Source organism: Corynebacterium sp. HMSC074C03, from assembly GCF_001838285.1.
Classification (GTDB): domain Bacteria; phylum Actinomycetota; class Actinomycetes; order Mycobacteriales; family Mycobacteriaceae; genus Corynebacterium; species Corynebacterium amycolatum.
Window position 1 is genome coordinate 17,196 of record NZ_KV836213.1, and the last position, 22,918, is coordinate 40,113.

Sequence of the window (22,918 nt, forward strand, 5' to 3'; positions counted from 1 at the left end):
GTCGATGTCCGGTCGATAGTTCACGTGCTCCTCTGAACGTGGGCACGTGGCAAGATATAGGCCATGAACGCTTCCTTCTCCGAAATCTACCGACAGGTCAATGCGGACAACTCGGACAACGCTGGCACCGAGGCAGACACCAGCAATGACGCCCACTCCGAGGAACAGCAGCGCCCGGCGCGTCCCCGCATGGCACTGGTAGTCGTCGACGCTCAGAATGATTTTTCCGCGGGTGGCGCACTTGCCGTCGACGGTGCTGAGGCAGCGTACACCGCTACATATCTGCATGTTGCGGGCACAGCTAACAAGTACTCGGTTCTTGCGACCACCCGTGACAATCACATCGACCCAGGCACGCACTTCTCTGAAACCCCGGATTTCGTCGATACCTGGCCGAAACACTGTGTTGCAGGTACCCCGGGCGCAGAGATTCACCCCGGCATGCAGCGCGCCATCGCGTTTTTTGAGCAGCTCAACCCCGCTGCTGTGCGTATCGATGTCACAAAAGGGGAGTACGCCGCCGCCTACTCCGGTTTCGAGGGAACAACGGAGGCTGGCGTTTCGCTTGCCGACGCTCTCCGCGCCTCTGACATCGAAGAAATCGATGTGGTGGGAGTTGCGACTGACCACTGCGTCCGCGCCACAGTGCTCGATGGCCTCAAGGAGGGCTTTTCCGTTCGTGTTCTGAGTAATCAGGTCGCGGCGGTGGACCCGGAGCGCGGCAAGGCTGCACTAGCGGAATTGGCCGCGGCGGGTGCGACTGTGGTGTAGTGCGGCGACGTTAAGCGTCAAATAATCCGCCTAGCCGCTTAACTAGGCGCCTCGGCAGCCGCCTAGTTAAAAGTCACCATATCCAGGTCGACCTCGCGGAGGTGGCGGTGGTTGGACGCTGTTTCCACATAACGCCCTGCATGGGCGATGAAGCCCTCTGCTTCCTCGGCGGAGAGTTCACGACGCACCTTGGCGGGAACGCCTGCAGCCAGCGACCTGGGGGCGATAATCTGATCTTCCAACACCACGGCACCTGCAGCAATGAGGCTGCCAGCGCCGATACGGGAACGCGAAAGCAGGGTGGACTTCATGCCGATGAGGCAACCATTTTCAACCGTGGTGCCGTGGACCAAGGCCATGTGTCCGACGGTGACATCATCGCCGAGAATTGTGGGCACACCTCGGTCGACATGGACTGTGGAGTTGTCCTGAATATTGGTGCGCTGGCCGATGCGGATCGGTGCGACGTCTCCTCGGAGAACAGAACCGTAGAACACGGAGCTATCCGCACCGATTTCGACATCACCGATAATGACCGCGCCGGGCGCAATCCAGGCGCTGGAATGAATGCGTGGGGTCTTATCTTGGTAGGTGAGAATGAGCGGAGTGTTCATCATACAAACCAATATAACTGTCACCTGAGGTCAGCGTAAGAAAAATTCTCAGCGAAACTCTATTCGTCGAAGGGTGCAATTCTGCTTGGACGCGCCTACAGTGGGCGACATGATTTTTATCGTTGTGAATTACCAAGTTAAGCCGGAATTTGCCGACGAATGGATGGACCACGTCGCTGAGTTCACCGCTGCCACCCGCGCAGAGGCTGGCAACAAGTGGTTTGAATGGTCCCGCAGCGTAGAAGACCCCAACCAGTACATCCTCGTCGAGGCATTCGATGATGACGCTGGTGAAGCCCACGTCAATTCCGAGCACTTCGCCAAGGGCCTGGAGGCGATGAAGCCGCTGCTCGCTGAGACCCCGAAGATTGTCTCGCAGGTACTGCCAGATAAGCAGGACTGGGATCGCATGGGCGAGCTGCAGGTCGACTAATGTCCTCAGACACCATTCGCGATAGCGCAGCCGCTTCCAGCAGTGACACCTATTCTCTGATTGGGCGTGGCCTGCGTATTGGCTCCGCTGTGCTGGCCTCTGCTCTCGTCGTTGGTCTCAGTGCTTGTGGGGATAGCGATGAGGCAGCCCTGGAGGGTAGCCAAAATCAGTCAAGCCAGGAGCAGAGTGCTGTTGCCTCCACTGCCGCCATTCGGGATAACTTGGCTCAGCTGGCGGCAGATACTGCGGCGCTGAAGAAAGCATCGCAGACACTAATTGCAAAGGAATCGGTCTCGGAAGAGACTCGAAAGATTGCGCAGCAGGCGGAGCCAATCTTTGCTGAAGAGGAAGCGCAGCTAGTCAAGACTCTCGGCGTCGATGTTGATCCGTCGGAGACCAAGCTCGACACCGCCACCATGACTCGCCTCGAGAACGAGGAGGGGCCACACGCAGATATGGCTTATCTGACGTTGATGGAAGGCAGCCTGGATAAGATGCTCGGACAGTGGGAAGAGCTGGAAAAGCATGGCGGAAACGACCTGCAAGAGTTGGCACGCTCTTCTCAGCAGCAGCTGGAAGATATTCAGCAGGCGCTGGAAAAACGTATGCAGTACTAGCCGCTGCCCAAAGCTCGTGGGGGGGGGAAATTCAAGTAAAAAGTCCTGCAAAGCGTGCCCGGGGAACCGGGGAAGTGAGTAGCGTGTAAATAAAGCCAGTGCGCTGTGATCGTCGTCAAGCGAATGCGCACTCGGATGAAGCACAATGCTGGCTAATAACCCAGAGTAGAAGGTAGGAAAACACGCCAATGGCAAATAGTATCTCGCGAGTAGGTATCGTCGGCGCCGGTCAGATGGGCTCCGGAATTATTGAGGTCTGTGCGAAGGCCGGTAGCGATGTCAAGGTCTGGGAGGCCAAGGAGGAGTTCCTTGAGTCCGGTCGCGCCCGTATTGAAAAGTCGCTGGATAAGGCCGTTTCCCGTGGCAAGCTAGAGCAGTCTGCACGTGATGAGATTCTGGGGCGTATTAGCTTCACCACCAAGCTGGAAGACTTCGCTGACCGTGAGCTGGTCATCGAGGCCATCGTGGAGAACCCAGAAGTAAAGGCCAGCGTATTCTCGCAGCTCGATGAAATTGTTGAGTCGGAAGATGCCATCCTGGCTTCCAACACCTCCTCGCTGCCGATTCAGTCCATTGCTGCAGCTACCAAGCGCCCGGAGCGCGTCATGGGTCTGCACTTCTTCAACCCGGTTCCGGTTCTGCCTCTGGTAGAGCATGTCGTTACTCTGACGACCGGTGATGTTCAGTCGGAGCGTGCGTACGAGTACGCTTCCGAGGCGCTGGGCAAGACCGTCATTCGCGCTAAGGATCGCTCGGGCTTCATTGTTAACGCCCTGCTGGTTCCGTACATCCTCGGCGCTATTCGCATGCTGCAGGACGGCATTGCTACTGCAGAAGACATCGATGCCGGAATGGTCAATGGCTGTGCGCACCCGATGGGTCCGCTGACTCTGGCCGACATGGTTGGTCTGGACACCATCAAGTTCATTGCCGATGCCATGTTCGATGAGTACAAGGAGCCGACTTACGCGGCACCTCCACTGCTCAAGCGCATGGTTGAGGCGGGTCACTTCGGCCGCAAGTCCGGCCGTGGCTTCTACGACTACTCCAAGTAGTCCACGCTTTTAGCCCCGTTTGGGGCGAGTATTGAGTTCTTACCGGTTGACGGGCGTTTCTCCCGCCAACCGGTTTCTTTTATGCATTTATCAGTGAAAACCCGGAGTCTGATGGGGACAGCTCCCACAATCGGCGCTAGCATTTTGAAAACTTGTTTCTTTTCAACGCGCCGAAACCTCACAGTGCGCTTAACATAAGTGAAGATTTTGTCAGACCTTGGCTTATAGAGCACTTCACAACTGGTGCCTCCCACGCAGCAATCTGGAAAGGAATGCTTCAGTGTCTTCTTTGAAGCCGCACAAGCGCACTGCAACACGTACTCGCGTCGGCGCTGCTACCGCAGCAATGGCAGTTGTAATGGGGCTTACACCGGCAACGGCCGTGGCAGCTCCGGTCAACCCGTTGGCCGAGCTCGGCAACCGCCTGGACTCTGTTTCTGATCTTCCAGCTAATGTGGCAGCTCCAGAGGGAATCAAGCTCCCCGGCGGTGGCTTCGAGGTCCCGGATTCCATCTCGCTGCCGTCATCTTCCGGTGAAAACACCGACCCGAATGCGCCGAAGCCAACCTCGTACCGCCCGGACCAGATTGCACGTGCGTACCCGTCGGATGCCGCCACCGATAACTGGTTCTACTTCTACGTTGTGCATCCTTTCGTGGAGCTGGAGAAGAACCACCCAGAGGTTATGGACCAGAACCTCGAAACGGTCGTCCGCATTAACAACGCTGCCAAGAATGACCCGCAGGCACAGGAACTCGCTCTTGATGACGACTACCTGGACCCACTGGCCAATATTTCCACTGCTTTCGGTGCAAACCTGGGCCAGCACTTCCGTGATGCCTATGACGAGGATCGCCTGCCGAAGGTAAAGGCCCTGCTGTCCGGCAACCTTGCTCGCGGCGGCGGTCTGGTCAGCTCGACCTTCTTCGAGAAGTACGTCTACGGCTACGATCGCCCGTTTGTGGTGGCGCCGGAGCGCATCGAGCGCTACTACCGCGAAGGTCAGGACGACCCGTACTCGACCACCCCGTCCTACCCGTCGGGCCACACCAACAAGGCTGCATGGACTTCAACCATGCTGGCCATGATGCTGCCGGAGGTTGCACCGCAGATTCAGGCGCGTGCGTCCGAGGCTGGTCATTCTCGCCTTGTCATGGGCGTCCACTACCCGCTGGACGTTATGGGCGGCCGCATGATGGGCAACCAGGCCGCAGCTGATCGTTGGGCAGACCCAGAGTTCCGCCCACTCATCGAAGAAGCCATGGATGAGCTGCGTACGGAGCTCGAGTACCGCTGTGGCGACACCATCGCCAACTGCGTTGCCAAGGACACTCCGTACATGAGCACCGCAGCTGCCGTTCAGCAGTACACCGAACGCATGACCTACGACTTCAAGCAGGTTGGCCCGGCTAACGAGCCAGTTGTTGTTCCGAAGCGGTACGCAGGTTTGCTGGAGACCCGCTTCCCGCAGCTGACTGAGGAACAGCGCAGCTCCGTCCTCGCTCAGACCGCAATCCCATCCGGCTACCCGCTCGATCGCACTGACGGTGAGGGCCAGCACGTTCGCATGAACCTGGCTCGCGCTCTGGCCGCCAACGTTGTTGTCAACGCCGACGGCAGCGTCACTGTCACCAACTAAAACGTCAACTACAAGCGCAGGGCCGCGTCAAGACGGTCCAGGGCCTCACCGAGGATTTCCGGGGAGGTCGCAAAGTTAAGCCGCACATGCCCAGCCCCGCCTTCGCCGAATGCGAAGCCGGGGTTGAGTGCTATTTTGGCGTTTTCAACCAGCCACGCAGCTGGGTCCTCACTGGCAACACCAGGCACGTCACCCAAGTCCAACCACGCCAAAAATGATGCTTGCGGTGGGGTAAAGCGAGCCTGCGGCGCAATAGTGGACAAACGTGTTCGCAGAGTCTCACGGTTGGTGCGCAGGACATCGACAAAATTGTCCAGCCAGGGCACGCCATCGCGGTAGGCGGCGGTGGCCGCGGCGACACCAAGAATAGAAGCGCCTTCGCGAACAATGAAGGGCAGCTCCAGCCAGGTTTTGGCATCTTCGTCGTTAAAGATGATCTGCGCACACTTGAGGCCGGCGGTATTCCAGCCCTTCGAGGTAGCAGTCACCGTGATAGTCACGGCCGCCGCGGTATCCGACACCGACGCGGTTGGAGTGTGAGTGCCATCTAGAACAACTGGGCCGTGAATCTCGTCTGAGATAACGCGCGCACCAAAGCGAGCGGCTAAATCAGTAATCTCACGAAGTTTTTCGGGTGAGTAGGTAAAGCCGAGAGGGTTATTCGGGTTACACAAGATCAGGCAACCGGCACCGTCGGTGAAGGCGCGTTCGAGGGCGCCGAGATCCGGGCCGTCGGCAAGCGTGGGGATGCACACCGTCTCCCGTCCCAGCGCGGGACCTACCTGGAAGAACGGCATGTAGGCGGGAGTGGGGACGACAATTGCGGAATCGGGGCGGGTGAAGCGTTCAACTGCGAGCGTGACTCCGCGGACGACGTCGGCGACTGCAAAGATATTGTCTGGGTTCGGACGCCAACCGTAGCGCGCTGCAGAGAAGTCCGCGGTTGCGGTCGTAAGCGCGGTGATGTCCTGCGAGAGGTATCCGAACTGTTCGCGCTGACACGCCTCGTCGATCGCGGCACTGACGGCAGGGCAGGTTGTGGCATCGGATTCGGCGACCCACAGTGGCAGCACGTCCGGTGAATATGCGGTCCATTTGACCGTCCTGCGGGAGCGGAGTTCATCGAGGGAGGGGAAAGTGACAGCGTTATTTACACTCATAGTTCCCGTGTATACAGAAAAAGCGGGAAGTCCGAAGACTCCCCGCTTTATCCAGTAGCTACGGCCACATCAGAAGCAGCCGCGGCAATGGCCAGCGCTAGGCTAGCCTCAGTGCCTCCTCAGCAGCTGGCAGTGCAGCTTCGCGATCAGCTTTGACCAGCCCCAACCGTGTGCGGCGATCGAGAATATCGTCGACGCTGAGAGCTCCCTCGTGCGTCACATGCCAGGCGAACTCGGCGCGGGTGACATCGAGACCCTCCGCTACCGGGTCGAGCGGTCGGTCGAGCGGACAGGATTCGATGACCTCGAAGGATTCGGCACCGTAGCGGTTAAACAGCGGCATCGGGATACGGCCGGCAGCGGCAGCGGTGCGAGCGCGGTCGAGCTCCTTCGGCTCGGAGCCCAGCACAGGGATGGTGCGGGTGGAGCACAGAGCAAGCGAAACACCGAGCTTTTCCGCAACCTTGTCCACGGTTTGCTCAGCCATAAGACGGTACTCGGTGAGCTTGCCACCAGTAATGGAAATCAGGCCGTTCGGGGCCTCCAACAAGGCGTGCTCGCGGGAGAGGTCAGCGGTGTGTGCCTCGCCGGCGTCGATGAGCGGACGCAGGCCGGCGAAAGCACCGATGACATCGTCACGAGTGAGCGGAACCTCGAGTGCCTGGTTGATGACATCGAGCAGAAAAACGATGTCATCCTCCGGCACTTCCGGCTCGTCCGGAATCGGGCCCGGTGCATCCTCATCGGTCAGGCCAATGTAGACGCGGTTGTGCTCTGCGGGAAGGACAAAACAGAAACGGTTGGTGTGACCAGGAACCGGTACCGTGAGAGAGCCGGTAGGGTTGCCTAGCTTCGCGGCGTCAAGAACCAGGTGCGTGCCGCGAGATGGGCGAATCTTGATGTTCGTCGCTAGGTCTGCGGCCCACACACCAGTGGCATTGACCACAGCGTGAGCCGGCAGCTCGAAGGAATCGCCAGTGAGCTCGTCGATTAGTGTGGCGCTCGTTCCAGAGGCGTTCTCGCAGCGCACCCGGGTCAGAATAGTTGCACCGTAGCTAGCGGCGGTTCGAGCGATAGCGGTGACCAAGCGTGCGTCGTCACGCAGCTGACCGTCGTAGTTGACGTAGCCGAATTTCACGTCGCGCTTACGGACGGTCGGCGAAAGCTGGCTGACTCGGCGGGAACTGACAGTGCGGGACAACGGCAGGGTAGTGGCGGAGGTACCAGCGATAATGCGTAGAAAGTCACCGGCCAAGAAGCCTAAACGCGGCAAAACCCGGGTCAACGGTGCAAATTTGTCCATTACCGGTACAACCTGTGGCAGGTTATGCACCAGGTGCGGAGCGGTGACGTCGAGCAGCGCACCACGTTCAATAGCTGAGCGGCGAGCGATACCGACATTGCCACTGGCAAGGTAGCGCAGTCCGCCGTGGGCGAGCTTCGATGACCAACGAGAGGTGCCGAAAGCGAGGTCCTTCGATTCGACGAGAACGGTTTTCAAACCCCTCGACGCCGCATCTAAAGCGATGCCGACACCAGTGATACCGGCGCCGATGACCAGCAGATCTGGGATGTCGCCCTTAGCGGTTTCTTCGCGTAGACGATTCAAGTCCGCTTGCCGACGAGCCTTGTTCAAAACCGCAGCTGAGCGATCGCGCTGAGGAGCGTGCGTGGCAGTCATAGTCTTTCTTCCTCGACTTTCCCGAAGACGGTGATAGTGATGAAACTATCTGGCGTAAGTGATGAAGTTGTGGAGTGCGTAGTGAGTGTGAACTATTTCGGGCGTACCCCATTGCAAGGCGCTTAGAAATAGACTAAGTTGTTCATTATCAACGACCGGCACGGATATTGATTCAAGAGATCTTTCTTAGTTGCGAATCATTTCCCGGGATTACAAGGAAGGAGACACCTCGATGGCTATGCACCCAGCGTCCAACCGCTCTGAGTCCATGAACCGAGCTTTCGCTGCTATTGCACCATCGCTGCAGATGTGTTGCTGCTGTCTCCAGTCCGTGCCACCCCAGACAGGTCGTAACTAGAAAAGCGCGCTTAGGCATTTAAAACGCCACGCTGTTTGCGGTCGCACGGACGAAATCGCAGCGATTGAGCCGACCATCCCACTATCCGGGCATCTTCGCTTGGGATCCCAGGAAGAAGCGACAGCGACAATGACCGCAGCACTTGAATCTTTTACCCTTGACGATTACGTTTCACTGTTTATTTATGACGGCCCAACGTCGCCGGAAATCTACGCCAGCGAACTGGTCAGTCTAGCTCGCTAGCCGAAGCCGGCGGCAACAGGGTTAAATCATGTTGCCGTCGTAACGCTCTTCCAAGGAGCGCGGACCGGTAGCCAACTTGCCCGGGTTGAGGATGCCAGCAGGGTCGAGTTCGTCCTTAATTGCACGCATAACCTTGGCGAACAACTCGGTGTTCTCCTCGTAGTACTGCGGGCTGTGATCCTGGCCAATGCCATGGTGGTGCGTGATGGTGCCGCCAAAGTTCATCATGGCCTCCGACGCCGCGGTCTTGATGTCCATCCACTGCTGGAGAATCTCGCCCTCGGTCTCGCGGAAGAAGTACGTGAAGTACAGCGAGCAGCCGGATTCGTACATGTGCGAGATGTGGCAGAAGACGTACACCGGGGTGCCGTGCTTCTCGCCAGCGGCTTCCATTGCGGAGGCGATTTCGCGGCGCAGTGTAGCGGCGTTATCCCAGGTGGTGGCGGTCTCCAGGGTGTCGACGCCGACGCGGCGAGTCATCATGACATCGCGCAGGTACGGCGAGGAGAAGCGGTGGTTAACCCAAGCCATGCCCGGGATGGAGCCCATGCGGACGCACTTCTTGGTCAGCAGGCGGGCGGCCAGGCGCTCACGGGTGACGCGGGCGCCGACCGGATCAGTCTGTGCGAAGCCAAAAATCACCATGCACGGAGTGTCGATGCCACGTAGCTTCAGGTACTTTGTGACCTTCTCGGACATGCTGGCAGAGCCAAGCTGAGTGAGGCCGAACAGCGTCTCCTTCTCGTCGGAGATGCGCGCTAGGTGCGGGATATTGCCGCTCTGCTCCAGCTTACGCAGCTCCTCGGCGGCTTCCTCAAAGGAGTTGAAGAAGTAGGTGTCGAAGAGCATCTCCTTTTGTGGACGCTGATTCAGGGCAATCGTCACATGCGTGATGATGCCGAGGGTGCCCTCCGAGCCCAGGAAAAGCTCACGCGGGTTCGGGCCGGATGCTGACGACGGCATGTCGCGGAATTCCATGGTGCCGGCTGGCGTGACGACGCGCATGCCAATCACGTTGCGGTCGATACGACCGTAACCAGAGGATTCCTGGCCTGCCGAGCGGCAGGAAACCCAACCGCCGACAGTGGAATACTCGAAGGACTGCGGGAAGTGACCAGCGGTGAAGCCGGCCTTGGACAGCTCCTTTTCCAGGTCGGGGCCGAAAACGCCGGTCTGGGCGGTGACAGTGCCAGCGACTTTGTCGATGTCGATGATCTTGTTAAAGGCGGTCATGGACACTGCGATGGCCTTACCCATGCCTCCGTCAACAGCCTCCACACCGCCGACGACCGAGGTGCCACCACCGAAGGGGACGACTGCAATCTTGCGCTCAGCGCATACCTTGAACAGGTCCTCGATATGCTTTTCAGTTTTCGGTAGCACTACAGCATCTGGGGCGACATCGAGCTTGGCTGCGCGAAGGCGAACCAGGTCGGGGTAGGAGCGTCCGACCGCGTGCTTGACGCGGGTGTCGTGGTCGGTGGCGACGGCATCCGCGCCGACAACAGCGCCCAGGGCTTCGATATCCTCGGCGCTGAGGCGACTATTGGGGATGGTGACGTCGGCGATGTTGCGCGGCGGGTTGTTTGCGTCCAACGACATACCGATTTCGCGTTGCAGTAGCTTCTCGCTGGCCGTGGTGATTGGCTTGTCGTTGCCGTCAACACCCCAGCCCCACCAGCGCATGCGGTACGGAATCGTGAGCTTGTTAGACATCCTGAGCTTCTCCTTGGGCATCGGTGCTGCGAGTCTGAACTGCGGAATTATATGTAACTTGCGCGGAAGCACATCTTTACATCTTTTATTATAGCGGTATTACGTTACGTTTTCTCAAAAAATGTCAATCAATCTTGGTAAGCTTTAGTTAGATGCATTAACGCACTCCCATAAAGGCCAGTATTGACCGGTCAAAAGCCCACGTAAAAGTAGGTATTTCTTCGATGAACGCTAACGACAAGAATCTCAACTACCCGCTGGGAACAACCGAGATTCGTACCCTTGCTCTGGTCACTAACCCCCACGCGGGTCATGGCGCCTCGCAGATTGCGTCCGCCCGGGCGAGCCGGGTGTTCGCGGATCGCGGCATCGATGTCATCGCTCTCCAAGGTGCTAACCCCGACGACGCCCGCAAGCTCATTCGTGAGGTCATCGCCGACGGCCGAATTGATGCCCTGGCAGTCTGTGGTGGCGACGGCATGATTAACCTCGCACTGCAGGAGCAGGCACAGACCGGCATCCCCCTCGGTATTATCCCGGCCGGTACCGGAAACGACCACGGTCGCGAATACAATCTGCCGCGTGGCAATGCTCGCGATGCCGCTCACGTTATCGCCGATGGCTTCTGGACGACCACTGACCTCGGCCGCATCACCAATGAGGCGGGGGAGCAGCGCTGGTTCGGCACTATCATGTGTGCCGGCTTCGACTCGATTGTCTCCGACCGCGTCAATCAGATGACCTGGCCGCATGGCCGCAACCGCTACAACCTGGCTATCGTCCGCGAGTTCTTGGCTTTCCACTCGCTGCCATTCCGCATCACGCTGGATGACGATCGGGTTCTCGAAGATCCAATCACGCTGGCCGCCTTCGGTAACACCCGTTCTTATGGCGGTGGTATGAAGATTTGCCCGTCCGCAGACCACTCCGACGGACTGATGGACATCACTGTCATCGGCAAGGCCGGACGGATCAAGGCCGCCCTTGCTTTCAAGTCCGTATTCGACGGCACCGTTGAAAAAATCGGTGAGGTCAGCACCTATCGCGCTAAGAAGGCTTACGTGGAATATATCGGCCCACCACGCCAGATGAATGCCTACGCTGACGGCGACCTCATGTTCCCGATGCCAGTCACGGTGGAAATCGTCCCAGGCGCTGGCCGCTACATCGTTCCCCGTCCGTAAAAGAACGCAAGGGGGTTCTCGTCGTCAAGCTTTTCCCGCATGCTTGACGACGTCGCGTTACCCCTTGATTCCGTAGCTCTTCAGGCGCAGACGATCCGCCGCAGAAGCCGAGGCCGTCAGGCGCAGCAGCTCGGCGTAGATACCGTCAGTCTGTGCCAATTCGGCGGGTGCGCCCACCTCGTCGACGTGACCGTCACGCAGCGTAACGATGGTGTCCACATCGGAAATCGTGGACAGGCGGTGGGCGATGATAACCGTGGTGCGCCCCTCCATCAGCTTGTCCAAGCCACGCTGAACTTCGCGTTCTGCCTTGGTGTCCAGCGCCGAAGTGGCCTCGTCCAGGATGAGCAGGGGAGCATCCTTCAAAATTGCGCGCGCAATAGCGATGCGCTGCTTCTGGCCACCCGAGAGCTTCAGCCCGCGCTCACCAATAGTGGTGTCGTAGCCGTCGGCGAAGCTGCGAATGAAGTTGTCGGCATTGGCCTTTTTGGCCGCAGCGATGACTTCCTCATCGGTAGCGTTGGGTTTGCCGTAGGCGATGTTCTCTCGAATCGTGCCGGAGAACAGCGAGGAGTCCTGGAACACGACGGCAGAGCCGGCGCGCAGAGTGGAACCGGAAACCTCGGAGACATCCGACCCCAGAACGCTTAAGCGGCCTGCGGTCGGGGCATAAAAGCCGAGCAGCAGGTTGACGATGGTGGACTTGCCGCCACCCGATTCGCCGACCAAAGCGACTTTTTGGCCTGAATACGCCTGGAAGCTGACGTTGGAGAGCACCGGCTTGTCCTCTTCGTAGGCGAAGTCCACTGCATCGAAGTCGACAATGGGAGCGCCGGCAGCCTCCTGCTCGGCTGCGCGTTCCAGGGAGGAGCGGTAGGCGCTGTCGCTAGCGGCGTTGGCTGAGATGGAACCAACAGATGCGGGGGCGAAGTCGCCGTTATTCGCGGTCGCCGCATTGAGGAGCTCCGGCTGCGTGCGAGCCTCTGGGGTAAGTTCCATGACCTTGAAGTAGTCCCGGGAACCGGCGACTGCGCGCTGGGCAGCGTCGACCAAGAAGCTCATCATGGTCACCGGTTGGCGCGCCATATTAATCAGCTGAATGAGCATGACCATGGTGCCGATGGAGAATTCGCCCGACAGCGTGCGCAGGAAAAGCAGCAGGTAGATACCTGCGAAGATGACGTTCAAAATGCCGCCGCGCAGGGCATCCATGCGGTGCCACCACGTTGACTGCTCGTGGGTCAGGGAGATGGTGCGGCGGAAACGGGAACCAAAGAAAGCGATTTCGCGCAGCTCCGCGGTGAAGGATCGAACAACCTTGACCTGGCCGATGACCTCGGCAAAACGGCCACCGGCGATATCGATTTGTTCGTTTTTCTTGGCTTCAACCTTTTGCCAGCGTCTCGACGTCAACGCGGTGAGCAGGGTGTAGACCGGGAAAACGATAATCAGCAGCACGGCCAGCGGCCAGTAGTACCAAGCAGTGATGGCCAGCACTGCACCGACGGTCAACAACATCGGGAAGAAGTTGTTGGAAAACGCCTGGAGGAATTGCGTGATATTGGTAATCGAGCGTTCCAGGCGGGCGATAATTGTGCCGGTGACCTGGCTGTCGAAATAGCGCTGCGGCAGAGACAGCAGCTTTGCATAGTAACGGGTCGACAGAATCTCGCGCATGCGCGCAGTCATCACATCGCCCAGGTAACCACCGATGTTATGCACGATGGTTTGCGTCAGATCGGCAATCAGCAGTCCGATGACCAGCCAAATCACGGTGCGAGTGGTGTTGGACATCGCCGCTTGGCTCAAGCCTTCATCGCTGGACACCGCGCCGACGATGGCGTCGGTGGCATCGCGGATGAGGAAGGGGCTAATCAACGACGCGGCGGCGGTGGCCAGCGAACAGATGATGACCCCGATATAGAAAGGCCAGAGCACTCGCGTGGTGGATAGGATTCTGCTGAGCAGACGCACGAAAGACCTCTATCTTGCGGGATGATGACTCCCCGCTATGAAATTACTGCGACAAGAGCCCTATCCTAACAGCGAGCGCACAGCACCAAGCGGCAGCGGCAGCCAGTTGGGACGGTTCTGGGCTTCGTAAAGGCACTCATAGATGGCCTTATCCAGAACAAACGCTTCCAACAGCACCGGGTCGCTGCTGTCGCCATAGCCTTCCAAGAAGGCATCGATATTGCGGCGAGCCCACTGCTCAACACGCTCGGTCGCTGCCTCGGTGTCCTCACGTCCCGTCAGCAGCGGGTAGTGAGCGGCGTAATCGAAGGATCGAATCATGCCGGCGATATCGCGCAGGCGGTGGTCCGGCAGACGGCGCTCCTCCCACGGGCGCGACGGCTCGCCTTCGAAGTCAATCAAGCGCCATGAGCTTGGAGTGCGCAATACCTGCCCCAAGTGCAGATCACCGTGGATTCGCTGGACGACGGCACCACCTTCCGGTACCGCAGCCTCTGCGCGATCGAAGATAGCCTGCGCCTTATCTTTGACCTCCGCAATTTGTGGCACCACACCAGCGACGAAGTTCAGGCGAGCACGCAGGGGAGCCACCAACTCCGCACCGGTCAGGCGATTCTTCACCGCGACAGCGGCGGCGAGGCTGCTGTGCACCGAGGCCACTGCTTCGCCGAGCGCACGGGCTTCGGAGGTAAAGTCGGTGCCCAAATCTTCCAGCGGGGTCTGGGCGTCGCGGATGGCGTCGCGGACTGCGCCGAGAGCCAGCTCCCAGCCATCGACCGAGTTCGGTGCGAATTCCTGCAGCATGGCGGTGGTGTAGGCGTCCTCGCCAATGGTGGTCTCTACCCAGGAGTAGAGCTCAGGGACGAACTTGCAATCCGCCTGGGCTAGTGCGGCCAGCAGCTCCACATCGGCATTAGTGCCGGGGTAGAGGCGACGGAAGAACTTGCACATCACGCGGTCGTCGAAAATGACCGAGGTATTCGACTGTTCTACTCCCATAGGGCGGCCGGATTCCGGTCGGGGCTGCTCAGAGCCCGGCACACGCCGCAGTTCCATGCGGCCGAGCTTGCCTTCGTCGGAAAGCTTCTGGCCGAGTGCCGTGATGGCGTCCGAATCAATCAGAGCGTCGTAGCCGACGACGCCGTCGGCGCGAACCAGTAGGGACTGTTCGTGGCCCTCAGGGACGTCCTGCGCCCAAGCGATGGGCAGCTGATAGGTCGGTGCGGAATGGGCGGTGTGCACCCTCACCAATGCGATATCGACATCGGGACTGTTGGGATTGTCGCGCAGTACGGGGTCAAGCGCGAGGATCTCGACGTGGTCGATGTCAGAGACCTTGTCAGCGAAAAAGCGCATCCTGACCAGTGTGTCTGCCAGCTCTTCGGCAATGAAATCGGCGGTGGGAATAGTCATTTCAGTTCATTCGCCTTTCGGGACTTAAAGATCACTCTCTATTATCGGCGTTTGTGACGGCATCGGCATTGGCATCGGTGGCGGTGCCAGAGTGCTCGCGTGATGACGTCACCGGCGCGTCCGATATCGCCTGTGCAACCGGGATTGTCGGCGCGGACATTGAGACGCTCGATTCGGCGTTTGTCTCCGGCGGAAGCTGGATTTCGAACCAGTAGAAACCGTGGCCAGGAAGCGTGATCTGGTAGGAATCGGTGCCAATCGTGGGGAAGGGAACCGAACCAGTGAGCTCTACCGGGGTGGAACCGGCGAACTCGGACAGATCTAGTGAGACGGCCGCGGGATAGGAGGACAGGTTGTTGACGCACAGCAGTACTTCGTCGCCGAATGTGCGCAAATAAGTCAGAACAGAGGCCGTGTCGCTATTCAGCTCGCGGAAGTCACCGAGGCCAAAAGCCTCATAGCGCTTGCGAACCTGAATCAGTCGACGCACCCAATTCAACAGGGAGTTGGAGTAGCTCGCCTGGTTTTCGACATTGACCGCCTGGTAGCCGTAGGTCGCATCCTGAATGGTCGGCAGATAGAGCCGACCGGGGTCGGCCTTGGAGAACCCGGCGTTGCGGTCGGGCGACCACTGCATCGGTGTGCGCACGCCATCCCGGTCGCCGAGCCAGATGTTGTCGCCCATACCGATTTCATCGCCGTAGTAGAGCACCGGCGAACCCGGTAGGGACAACAACAGGGCGTTGAAAAGCTCGAGTTGGGTGCGGTCATTTTGCAGCAATGGCGCTAGCCGACGGCGAATGCCGATGTTGGCCTTCATCCGCGGATCGTGGGCATACTCGGCGTACATGTAGTCGCGCTCTGCATCAGTGACCATTTCCAACGTCAGCTCATCGTGGTTGCGCAGGAAAATACCCCACTGAGCAGAAGAGGGAATCTCTGGCGTGGACTCCAGGATCTCCGAGATGGGAAAGCGGGACTGCTTGCGCACCGCCATGAAAATGCGTGGCATAAGCGGGAAGTGGAAAGCCATGTGGCATTCGTCGCCACCGACCTCCGGGTCGCCGAAGTATTCCACCACATCGGAGGGCCACTGGTTGGCCTCCGCCAGCAGGACGCGACCCGGGTATTCCTCGTCCATGACCTTGCGGCAGCGCTTCAGAAAAGCGTGGGTCTCGGGCAGGTTCTCGCAGTTAGTACCCTCGCGTTCAAACAGGTAGGGAACAGCGTCGAGGCGGAAGCCATCAATGCCGAGATCCGACCAGAAGCGCAGCACATCGAGCATTGCTTCCTGCACCGCCGGATTGTCATAGTTCAAATCTGGCTGGTGGGAGAAGAAGCGGTGCCAGTAGTACTGACCACGCACTGGGTCGTAGGTCCAGTTGGAATCCTCGGTATCCACGAAAATAATGCGTGCGCCCGAGTAGGTGTCCGGGTCATCGGTCCAGACATAAAAGTCGCCGTAGGGGCCATCGGGGTCAGTGCGCGACTGCTGGAACCACTCATGGCTATCGGAGGTGTGGTTCATCACCAGGTCAGTAATAACGCGGATACCGCGCGCATGGGCCTCGTCGAGAAGCACCTTGAAATCCTCGACCGTGCCAAACTCGTCGAGAACGGCGCGGAAGTCGCGGATATCGTAACCGCCGTCGCGCAGCGGGGAGTCGTAGAAAGGCGGCAGCCAGAGGCAGTCGACACCCAGCCATTGCAGATAATCGAGCTTTTCCGTCAGCCCTTTGAGGTCGCCGGAGCCGTTGTTGTCGGAGTCAAAGAAGGCTCGGACGAGCACCTCATAGAACACCGCGCTGCGGTACCACTCGTAATCTTTCTTGGCGATAGTCATGCATCCCAGCGTAATGACTATGCCGCTAGCCTGCAGAGGGAGTTTTCCTGCGAGATCCCACAAAACCGCGCGAGTCGGCGGTCCTGGGAGACCTCATGAAACACCTTTTAAACAGCCTTGTGTTCCTGAATCAGCGCGGCGAGTTGATACGCATCAGCCAGCGCCAACTCCGTTGCCACCGGTGTGACAGTTCCTGGCACCATGTCGATTCGCACGTTCGCCACGCCCGCTGGTTTCTTCAGCGGAGAAATGGTTAGTGTATGCCCCTGGATGCGCTGCCAGGGGACTATGAACCGCGTATGCCAGAACCGACCCTTGGTCACCAACAGCCCTCGCCGCGTGGCAGTGACCTTCTGGAACTTCCAGTCAATGGGGCTGAGCCACCATGCCGTGCGTGGAGTCTGCCAGGAGCCCAGCAGGTCATCGGCAGAGGACGGTCCCGCAATCTCAGTCATCAGGTAATCGACAATCGCGTCCGTCTCCGGTGCCGGTGCCACTGGCACCAGTGTGTTGTTCGACTGTGTGCTGTCCAGGCCGTACCCCGCCACGGAGACATCCGCACGGGACCATCTCCACGGACGCCACCAGAGCGGTTGCACCACTTTGAAGCCATGAATGCGATCAATGGGAATGGTTTGAGCGCGTGTCGACAACAGCCCGGCGGTAATTGCCAGACGCCTGCTTTCCGACGACACCTTCAGCGTGAAATCCCACGACTGATTTAGTACTCCGAAAAGGCCGAGCGCGAAACTGCCAATCACAATCAGAGTAGTGATGGTTACTCCGCTGAGGATTTCCACGATGAAGTCGGTAAACAGCGCAGAGACAACGGCGAGGAGGATGAGAGCTATGCCGACGAAAAGACCGGGTCCAATGGCCACGGATGCGACCAACCGTCCGACATCGACCGGGCCAAAAATAGTTTTCGCGTCGGACATGCGGGAGGACATGTGGGCACTGGAGTCTTGAGCAGCGGCGGGGCTGTCGCCGTCGTAAAGCGAATGTGCCAGTTCGGTGTCCAGCTTTTCTACCTCGCCCAACACGTCAGCGCGGAACTGTTCGCATTGCGGGGGAGTGAGGTATTTGATCGTGAAGTGCGAATCGGAGCCGCCGGCTGTTTCAATGACAATTTCCGCGAGCCCGAAAATGCGCGCCAACAATGGTTGGTTGATATCCACCGCCTGCACGCGGTCGAGCCGTGCCGCGCGTCGAGAACGCAGTAGCCATCCGGAGCCGTAGCGAACCTCATCGTCGGTGAGTTCGTAGAACGTATACCGCCAGGACAACCACGAGAAAAATGCAATCAGGCCGATAATTATGGCGACCGCACCGGTACCGATAAGCAGACCGAGCCATGCCCAGTCGTAGAGCTGAGTCACGACAGCAACGGCCAATTGCCACTGATTCGCGACTGCGAATGCAGTCACAGCAGCGATTGTGGCGAAGCTTTTGAGCAGCGGGGATAGTGGATGAACTCTATGCCTCATTTAAAGACCCGCCATCCGGTCGTGGGCGCGCTGAGATAGACGGGCGCGCAGGACGAGAGCTTCTTCGCGTGGCAGACCGTGGACGGCGGCATCCGAGCTCGCCGATGCTGTGTTGAGCTTCAGCGTTGCCAGTCCAAACAGGCGAAGCAGCGGTCCTTCATCGATGTCGATGAACTGGATTCGTCCGTAAGGGACAATAGTGACCGAGCGCCACCAGCGTCCGGACGCAACGATGAAGTCGTTATCCCCTTCGAGGTATCGGTGGGCACGAACTCGGCGGCCGATGAGCCAGTAGATATATGCGAAGTAGAGCACGCAGGCGAGGACTCCCAACCACATCCACGGAGTCCACACCACCGCGGCTACGGCAGCTGCAACCGTGATAACTAGCAGGGGAGCAGCGTGCGCGATTCGCTTCACCTTAGCCAGCGCGGGGTCGACCGGCTGCAGCGCAGAGTTTTCGGGGACTAGTAAATCAAGTGGCTCCATGGTTGACAGTTAAACACAATTGGTAAAGCTTGCGCCCAACCAGGTGCTTCGGTAAGAACGGTGGCTATGGACCGCAGGAAACTCATTGCAGTACTCATCACGCTAATTACCATTTTGGTCTGCGTGGAGATTTACCAGTACATGCAGACTCTGCCGAGCTAAATAGCAGCGCTAACCAGTGCGGCCAATGGCAAGCCTTACCCCGCCTCATGCGCCTAATCCCGCTTTATGCGCCAAAGAGCTGGCGCGGAGCCGCCCACGCATCGATGGCAATGCCCTCGACTGCCTGGGCGTCAGCGCCGGCAAAGGTAGTCACCTTGCGGTCATCGTTGTAGCGGGGCATGCGTGAGGTGCCTTCGCGGATGAACTCGACCGCCACTTGGTGGAATGGATGGTTGGGCTCTTTCATACCGAAGAAGCGTGCAATATCGATGCAGTGCGGAGCACCACTGGTGCGGCCAGCAGGTGCGTAGCCCAACCCTTCTCCCGGTTCGAATTGTGCCGCCCACACATCTAACCCAGCTGCCACGGACCGTTCGGCGACTTTAACAGCGTAAGAACGAATCGCGGAGTCAGAAATGACATTTCCCATCGGACGCTCGGCATAAGCGTCGGTCGGAAATTCGCCGCGGCCGCGATGCCCCTTGGCATAGCGCCGAGCCATCCACTCCCGCATGGGCAACTTGTCCATCGCCACAACCGGCGGTTCTGAGAAGAACTCTTCGCTGGTGGCGGTCACCATCGTGGGCAGTGTGGGAGCAAAGCTGTCAAAGCGAGGCCCAATTGCCGGATCCGAAGGCGAGGATGCCGAAACCAATTTCTGGGCCCGAGCGACCCTGCGTTCGTCGGCACGCGAAAAGACCTCGGTGGACGGCGCACGTCCCACACCGATGCCCGCCAACGTGCGGCGGAGGCGCGAGCCGGACAGCAGCGAGAAGGCCGGCGACATGGCGATGGTGCGCTGAATCTGACCGCGCGTGCGTTCGTCGGCCGCGAGGGTGAGCGCCAGCGCCGCACCCGCCGATTGCCCCGAGATAGTGATGTTGTCGATATCGCCGCCGAAGGCAGGCGCGTTCCGACGGGCCCACTGCAGCCCCAGATACAAATCATCAATGGCCCGGTAGGTCTCTGTTTGACTGTCGCGCCAGAATCCCTCCAGTCCCTTGCGGTATCCGAGCGAAACGGTGATGATGCCGGCCTGCGCAAAAGCCGTCGCGTCCGTCCAGGGCTCGGAGGGATGCCCAAACTCGTAGCTACCACCGTGAATCCACAGCAATACGGGGTAGGAAGCGTCCGCGGGCCCAGCCGGTGCGGTGACGGTGAGAACTAACTCGCGCTCGGGCTCACAGCGCCGAGTGCCTGACTGTGGGCCGTCGGCCACTGGTGCCGACGCGGCAAACGGAGCAGCATCTGCGTAATCGATATTGAAAACTTGTATTGCGCCATCGTGAATCCGGCCGGTCAGTTGCCCGCAGGGAGCGGAAATAGTCGTTTCTATCATGGCGGAAAACGCCTCCTCGTCACTGTTGGTCCTGCCAGAAGGGCGGGGAGCCTGTGGTAGTCGCGCTCGCGTTTTCGAGCACGCTACAGTTGAATTCACTATGACCAATGATGCACGAAATCCACTGTTGACACCGTCGGAATTGTTCTGCGAATTGCCAGATTTTGCGGCAATCGATGACAGCCACGTCCGCGAGGCGTTTAGCGAAGCAATGCGCAGCCATGCACGCGAGATTGACGCGATCGCCACGTCGTCGGAGGCACCGACCTTTGTTAACACCATCGAGGCAATGGAGAAGGCGGGCCAAGATCTGGACCGCGTCGCTGCTTATTTCTTCAACGTTGCCGGCACGGACGCCACCGATGTCCGCATGGAAATTGAAGCCGAGATTGCCCCGCAGCTCACAGCACACCTGGATCAGATTCGCATGCGCAGTGACCTGTGGCAGCGCATCAATGCCATTGACAGCGTTGAGGATGCCGCCAACCCGGAAGAAGCGAAGCTGCTGCTGAAGAAGGTCCGCGAGGACTTCCAGCGCGCCGGTGCGGACCTCAGCGACGAGGACAAAACCGAGCTTAGCCGCATTAATTCCCGCCTCTCTGAGCTTTCCACCGCCTTCGGCGAAAACCTGCTGAAGGACACCGTTGCGCGCGCCGTGGAAATCTACGACCGCGAGGAGCTCGCCGGGCTTTCCGACGATGCCATTGCGGCCTTCGCCGCCTACGCGAAAAAGGCAGACACCGATGCGCCGTGGCTGATTCCACTGGACCTACCATCAACTCCTGCACAGCTGGCTGACCTCGATAATCCGGCTACTCGTGCCAAGCTCTACGAAGCCTCACTGGGACGTGCGGGTGCTGCCTCCGGCAAGTTCGACAACTCCGACATTGTGCTGGAAATGGCACGCCTGCGCGCCCGCCGCGCCAAGCTGCTCGGTTACGACACGCATGCGGATTACGTCATTGCCAAGGAGACGGCAACCACCGCAGAGGCTGCTCGAAAGCTCATTGCAGACCTGGCGCCAGCTGCCATTGCCAATGCTGAAGGTGAGTACAAGCGGGTCGCTGATTTGGCTGGCGATGAGACGGTCACGGGCGCTGACTGGCCGTACTGGGAGCGCCGTCGTAAAGCGGAGGAATTCGCAGTCGACACGGAGGAGCTCAAGAACTACTTCGAGCTGCACCGTGTCATCGAAGACGGTGTGTTCTACGCTGCCCGCAAGCTTTACGGCATCGAAGTAGTCAAGCGCGAGGATCTGCAGGGATACGCGCCGGGCACGACTGTGTGGGAGGTCCGCCAGGGCGGAGGGGAGACCATCGGCCTGATTATCACGGACTATTTCTCGCGTCCGACCAAGCGCGGTGGTGCGTGGATGAGCTCGTTTAGGAATCAGTCCCGTCTGCTGGGCCGCCTGCCGGTCGTGGTCAACGTGATGAACATTGCCGAAACCGAGCCGGGAACCCCGGTGCTGCTGACACTCGACGAGGTCACCACTGCTTTCCACGAGTTCGGGCACGCCCTCCACGGTCTGCTTTCCGACGTCACGTACCCGACCTTCTCGGGCACTAACGTCCCGCGCGACTTTGTGGAATTCCCCTCTCAGATCAACGAGAACTGGGCACTTGAGCCATCCATTCTGACCAACTACGCCGTCCACGTTCGTACCGGTGAGCCGATCCCAGCAGAGCTAGTCGAGTCGGTGAAGAAGGCCCGCACCGCTGGTGAGGGATTTGCCACGGTTGAGTACCTCGCAGCGTGCGCCATCGACCTGGCCTGGCACAGCCTCACCGAGGAGGAAGCGGCTCAGGTCACCGATGTCGACGCTTTCGAATCGGAAGCACTCGCCGAACTCGGCCTCGATGTTCCCCACCTGGCCCCGCGTTACCGCTCCCGCTACTTCAACCACATCTTCGCTGGCGGTTACTCGGCGGGCTATTACTCCTACCTGTGGGCAGAGGTGCTCGATGCGGACGGTTTCGGTTGGTTCACCGACAACGGCGGTGCCACAATCAGCGGCGGCAGCCACTTCCGTGAAGAGATCCTCTCCCGTGGTGGCGCCATCGACTTCATGGCTGCGTACCGCGCTTTCCGAGGCCGCGATAAGGACATCCAGCCGCTCCTCGAACGCCGCGGGCTGTCGGGCACTGATGCCTAGCTTCATGCTTTACGACGAGCCCCGCGACCGCCGCCCACTGGTTATTCCGGTCACCGGCAGGGTAGGTTGACACTCATGGCAGAAGCATTCGACAGGGTAGGGCAGTGGCTTATTCAATTGCCACTGCTTGCGCAGGTCAGCGCGCTATGCGTGGTTCTGCTGGTAGTCGGAGGTTTTGTTGCTTTCGTTCTCGTTGGTGCAATCGATGTCGTCAGCGGTCGTCTGTGGCAGTGGTCGGTGCGCCGGCGGGAGCGTTCGCAGGAGCGTCGAGGAGCGGGCAGCGACAGCTAGCCGATGCGGTAGTGGCCTGCGGATAGCTCACTGGGAGGCCCGAAGAATTGAGCTGGGACAAGCCCCCGTTTAAGTATTGGGTCGCTATCGCTGCCCTAAGGTATGTCTTAAAGTATTAGGAAATTTGCCCAACAGGCTAGAGTTGGGTAGTTCGCAAATATTTCGCAGTAGGGAGCTGAGTTAGCATGCATCGGTCGAGGCACTCGAAGGTCCTACTTGCCCTAATCGTTTTGCTTCTTCTCATCCTCATCGCTGGTGCAGTCACCGATTTCCAGTTTTAGCCTCGGTTTTAGT

At 59.2% G+C, this 22,918-nt stretch carries 18 protein-coding genes; 8 read left to right on the top strand and 10 right to left on the bottom strand.

The genetic code is table 11. The features are described 5' to 3' along the window. The first annotated feature begins 63 nt into the window (after positions 1-63). A complete protein-coding gene (locus HMPREF2847_RS05055) occupies positions 64-771 on the top strand; it encodes an isochorismatase family protein (RefSeq protein ID WP_016423140.1) in 708 nt (235 codons plus the stop codon). Positions 772-833: 62 nt separating this feature from the next. On the opposite strand, the gene HMPREF2847_RS05060 is transcribed toward HMPREF2847_RS05055, so the two are convergent. After that, positions 834-1,388, bottom strand: a complete 555-nt coding sequence (locus tag HMPREF2847_RS05060) for a gamma carbonic anhydrase family protein (protein WP_069359250.1) — start codon at positions 1,386-1,388, stop codon at positions 834-836. Between the two features lie 106 nt (positions 1,389-1,494). On the opposite strand from HMPREF2847_RS05060, the gene HMPREF2847_RS05065 reads away from it, so the two are divergent. From HMPREF2847_RS05065 to HMPREF2847_RS05080, 4 genes are all read left to right on the top strand, one after another. Then, positions 1,495-1,818 carry a putative quinol monooxygenase gene (locus HMPREF2847_RS05065; protein WP_038629105.1) on the top strand — a complete coding sequence of 108 codons (324 nt, stop codon included), beginning with the start codon at positions 1,495-1,497 and terminating at the stop codon, positions 1,816-1,818. Beyond that, positions 1,818-2,435, top strand: a complete 618-nt coding sequence (locus HMPREF2847_RS05070; protein ID WP_048732750.1) for a hypothetical protein — start codon at positions 1,818-1,820, stop codon at positions 2,433-2,435. Before HMPREF2847_RS05065 ends, HMPREF2847_RS05070 begins: the two co-directional genes overlap by 1 nt. Before the next feature lie 188 nt (positions 2,436-2,623). Next, on the top strand, positions 2,624-3,490 hold the full coding sequence (locus tag HMPREF2847_RS05075) for a 3-hydroxybutyryl-CoA dehydrogenase (protein ID WP_016423138.1): 867 nt from the start codon (positions 2,624-2,626) through the stop codon (positions 3,488-3,490). Positions 3,491-3,770: 280 nt separating this feature from the next. Beyond that, entirely contained in the window at positions 3,771-5,129 is a 1,359-nt protein-coding gene (locus HMPREF2847_RS05080; RefSeq protein ID WP_049170684.1) for an acid phosphatase, read from the top strand. Between the two features lie 8 nt (positions 5,130-5,137). Here HMPREF2847_RS05080 and HMPREF2847_RS05085 read toward each other — a convergent pair whose 3' ends face one another. The 3 genes from HMPREF2847_RS05085 to HMPREF2847_RS05095 form a co-directional block, all read right to left on the bottom strand. Beyond that, positions 5,138-6,289 (bottom strand): MalY/PatB family protein, encoded by a 1,152-nt coding sequence (locus HMPREF2847_RS05085; RefSeq protein WP_049170686.1) that lies wholly within the window; start codon positions 6,287-6,289, stop codon positions 5,138-5,140. Between the two features lie 97 nt (positions 6,290-6,386). Continuing rightward, positions 6,387-7,970, bottom strand: a complete 1,584-nt coding sequence (locus tag HMPREF2847_RS05090) for a glycerol-3-phosphate dehydrogenase/oxidase (protein ID WP_070549899.1) — start codon at positions 7,968-7,970, stop codon at positions 6,387-6,389. A 622-nt stretch (positions 7,971-8,592) separates the two neighbouring features. Continuing rightward, positions 8,593-10,287: an FAD-binding oxidoreductase gene (locus HMPREF2847_RS05095; RefSeq protein WP_083295724.1), complete on the bottom strand. Its 1,695-nt coding sequence runs from the start codon at positions 10,285-10,287 to the stop codon at positions 8,593-8,595. A 224-nt stretch (positions 10,288-10,511) separates the two neighbouring features. Between HMPREF2847_RS05095 and HMPREF2847_RS05100 the strand changes: the two genes are divergently transcribed. Next, positions 10,512-11,471: a diacylglycerol kinase gene (locus HMPREF2847_RS05100; RefSeq protein WP_049189386.1), complete on the top strand. Its 960-nt coding sequence runs from the start codon at positions 10,512-10,514 to the stop codon at positions 11,469-11,471. Positions 11,472-11,528: 57 nt separating this feature from the next. On the opposite strand, the gene HMPREF2847_RS05105 is transcribed toward HMPREF2847_RS05100, so the two are convergent. The 6 genes from HMPREF2847_RS05105 to HMPREF2847_RS05130 form a co-directional block, all read right to left on the bottom strand. Continuing rightward, positions 11,529-13,445 carry an ABC transporter ATP-binding protein gene (locus HMPREF2847_RS05105; RefSeq protein WP_070851724.1) on the bottom strand — a complete coding sequence of 639 codons (1,917 nt, stop codon included), beginning with the start codon at positions 13,443-13,445 and terminating at the stop codon, positions 11,529-11,531. 60 nt (positions 13,446-13,505) lie between these two features. Next, positions 13,506-14,858 carry a maltokinase N-terminal cap-like domain-containing protein gene (locus tag HMPREF2847_RS05110; protein ID WP_070851725.1) on the bottom strand — a complete coding sequence of 451 codons (1,353 nt, stop codon included), beginning with the start codon at positions 14,856-14,858 and terminating at the stop codon, positions 13,506-13,508. 31 nt (positions 14,859-14,889) lie between these two features. Beyond that, the gene (gene treS, locus HMPREF2847_RS05115; RefSeq protein ID WP_070851726.1) at positions 14,890-16,701 is read right to left on the bottom strand and encodes a maltose alpha-D-glucosyltransferase; all 1,812 of its coding nucleotides are present in this window, start codon (positions 16,699-16,701) and stop codon (positions 14,890-14,892) included. A 107-nt stretch (positions 16,702-16,808) separates the two neighbouring features. Further along, the gene (locus HMPREF2847_RS05120) at positions 16,809-18,128 is read right to left on the bottom strand and encodes a PH domain-containing protein (protein WP_168168362.1); all 1,320 of its coding nucleotides are present in this window, start codon (positions 18,126-18,128) and stop codon (positions 16,809-16,811) included. Positions 18,129-18,188: 60 nt separating this feature from the next. Next, positions 18,189-18,677, bottom strand: a complete 489-nt coding sequence (locus HMPREF2847_RS05125; protein WP_070851728.1) for a PH domain-containing protein — start codon at positions 18,675-18,677, stop codon at positions 18,189-18,191. 226 nt (positions 18,678-18,903) lie between these two features. After that, on the bottom strand, positions 18,904-20,178 hold the full coding sequence (locus tag HMPREF2847_RS05130) for a carboxylesterase family protein (protein ID WP_070851729.1): 1,275 nt from the start codon (positions 20,176-20,178) through the stop codon (positions 18,904-18,906). A gap of 100 nt (positions 20,179-20,278) precedes the next feature. On the opposite strand from HMPREF2847_RS05130, the gene HMPREF2847_RS05135 reads away from it, so the two are divergent. Beyond that, on the top strand, positions 20,279-22,333 hold the full coding sequence (locus HMPREF2847_RS05135; RefSeq protein WP_070851735.1) for a M3 family metallopeptidase: 2,055 nt from the start codon (positions 20,279-20,281) through the stop codon (positions 22,331-22,333). A 75-nt stretch (positions 22,334-22,408) separates the two neighbouring features. Then, positions 22,409-22,624, top strand: a complete 216-nt coding sequence (locus HMPREF2847_RS05140; protein ID WP_048732712.1) for a hypothetical protein — start codon at positions 22,409-22,411, stop codon at positions 22,622-22,624. Positions 22,625-22,918: the final 294 nt, after the last annotated feature.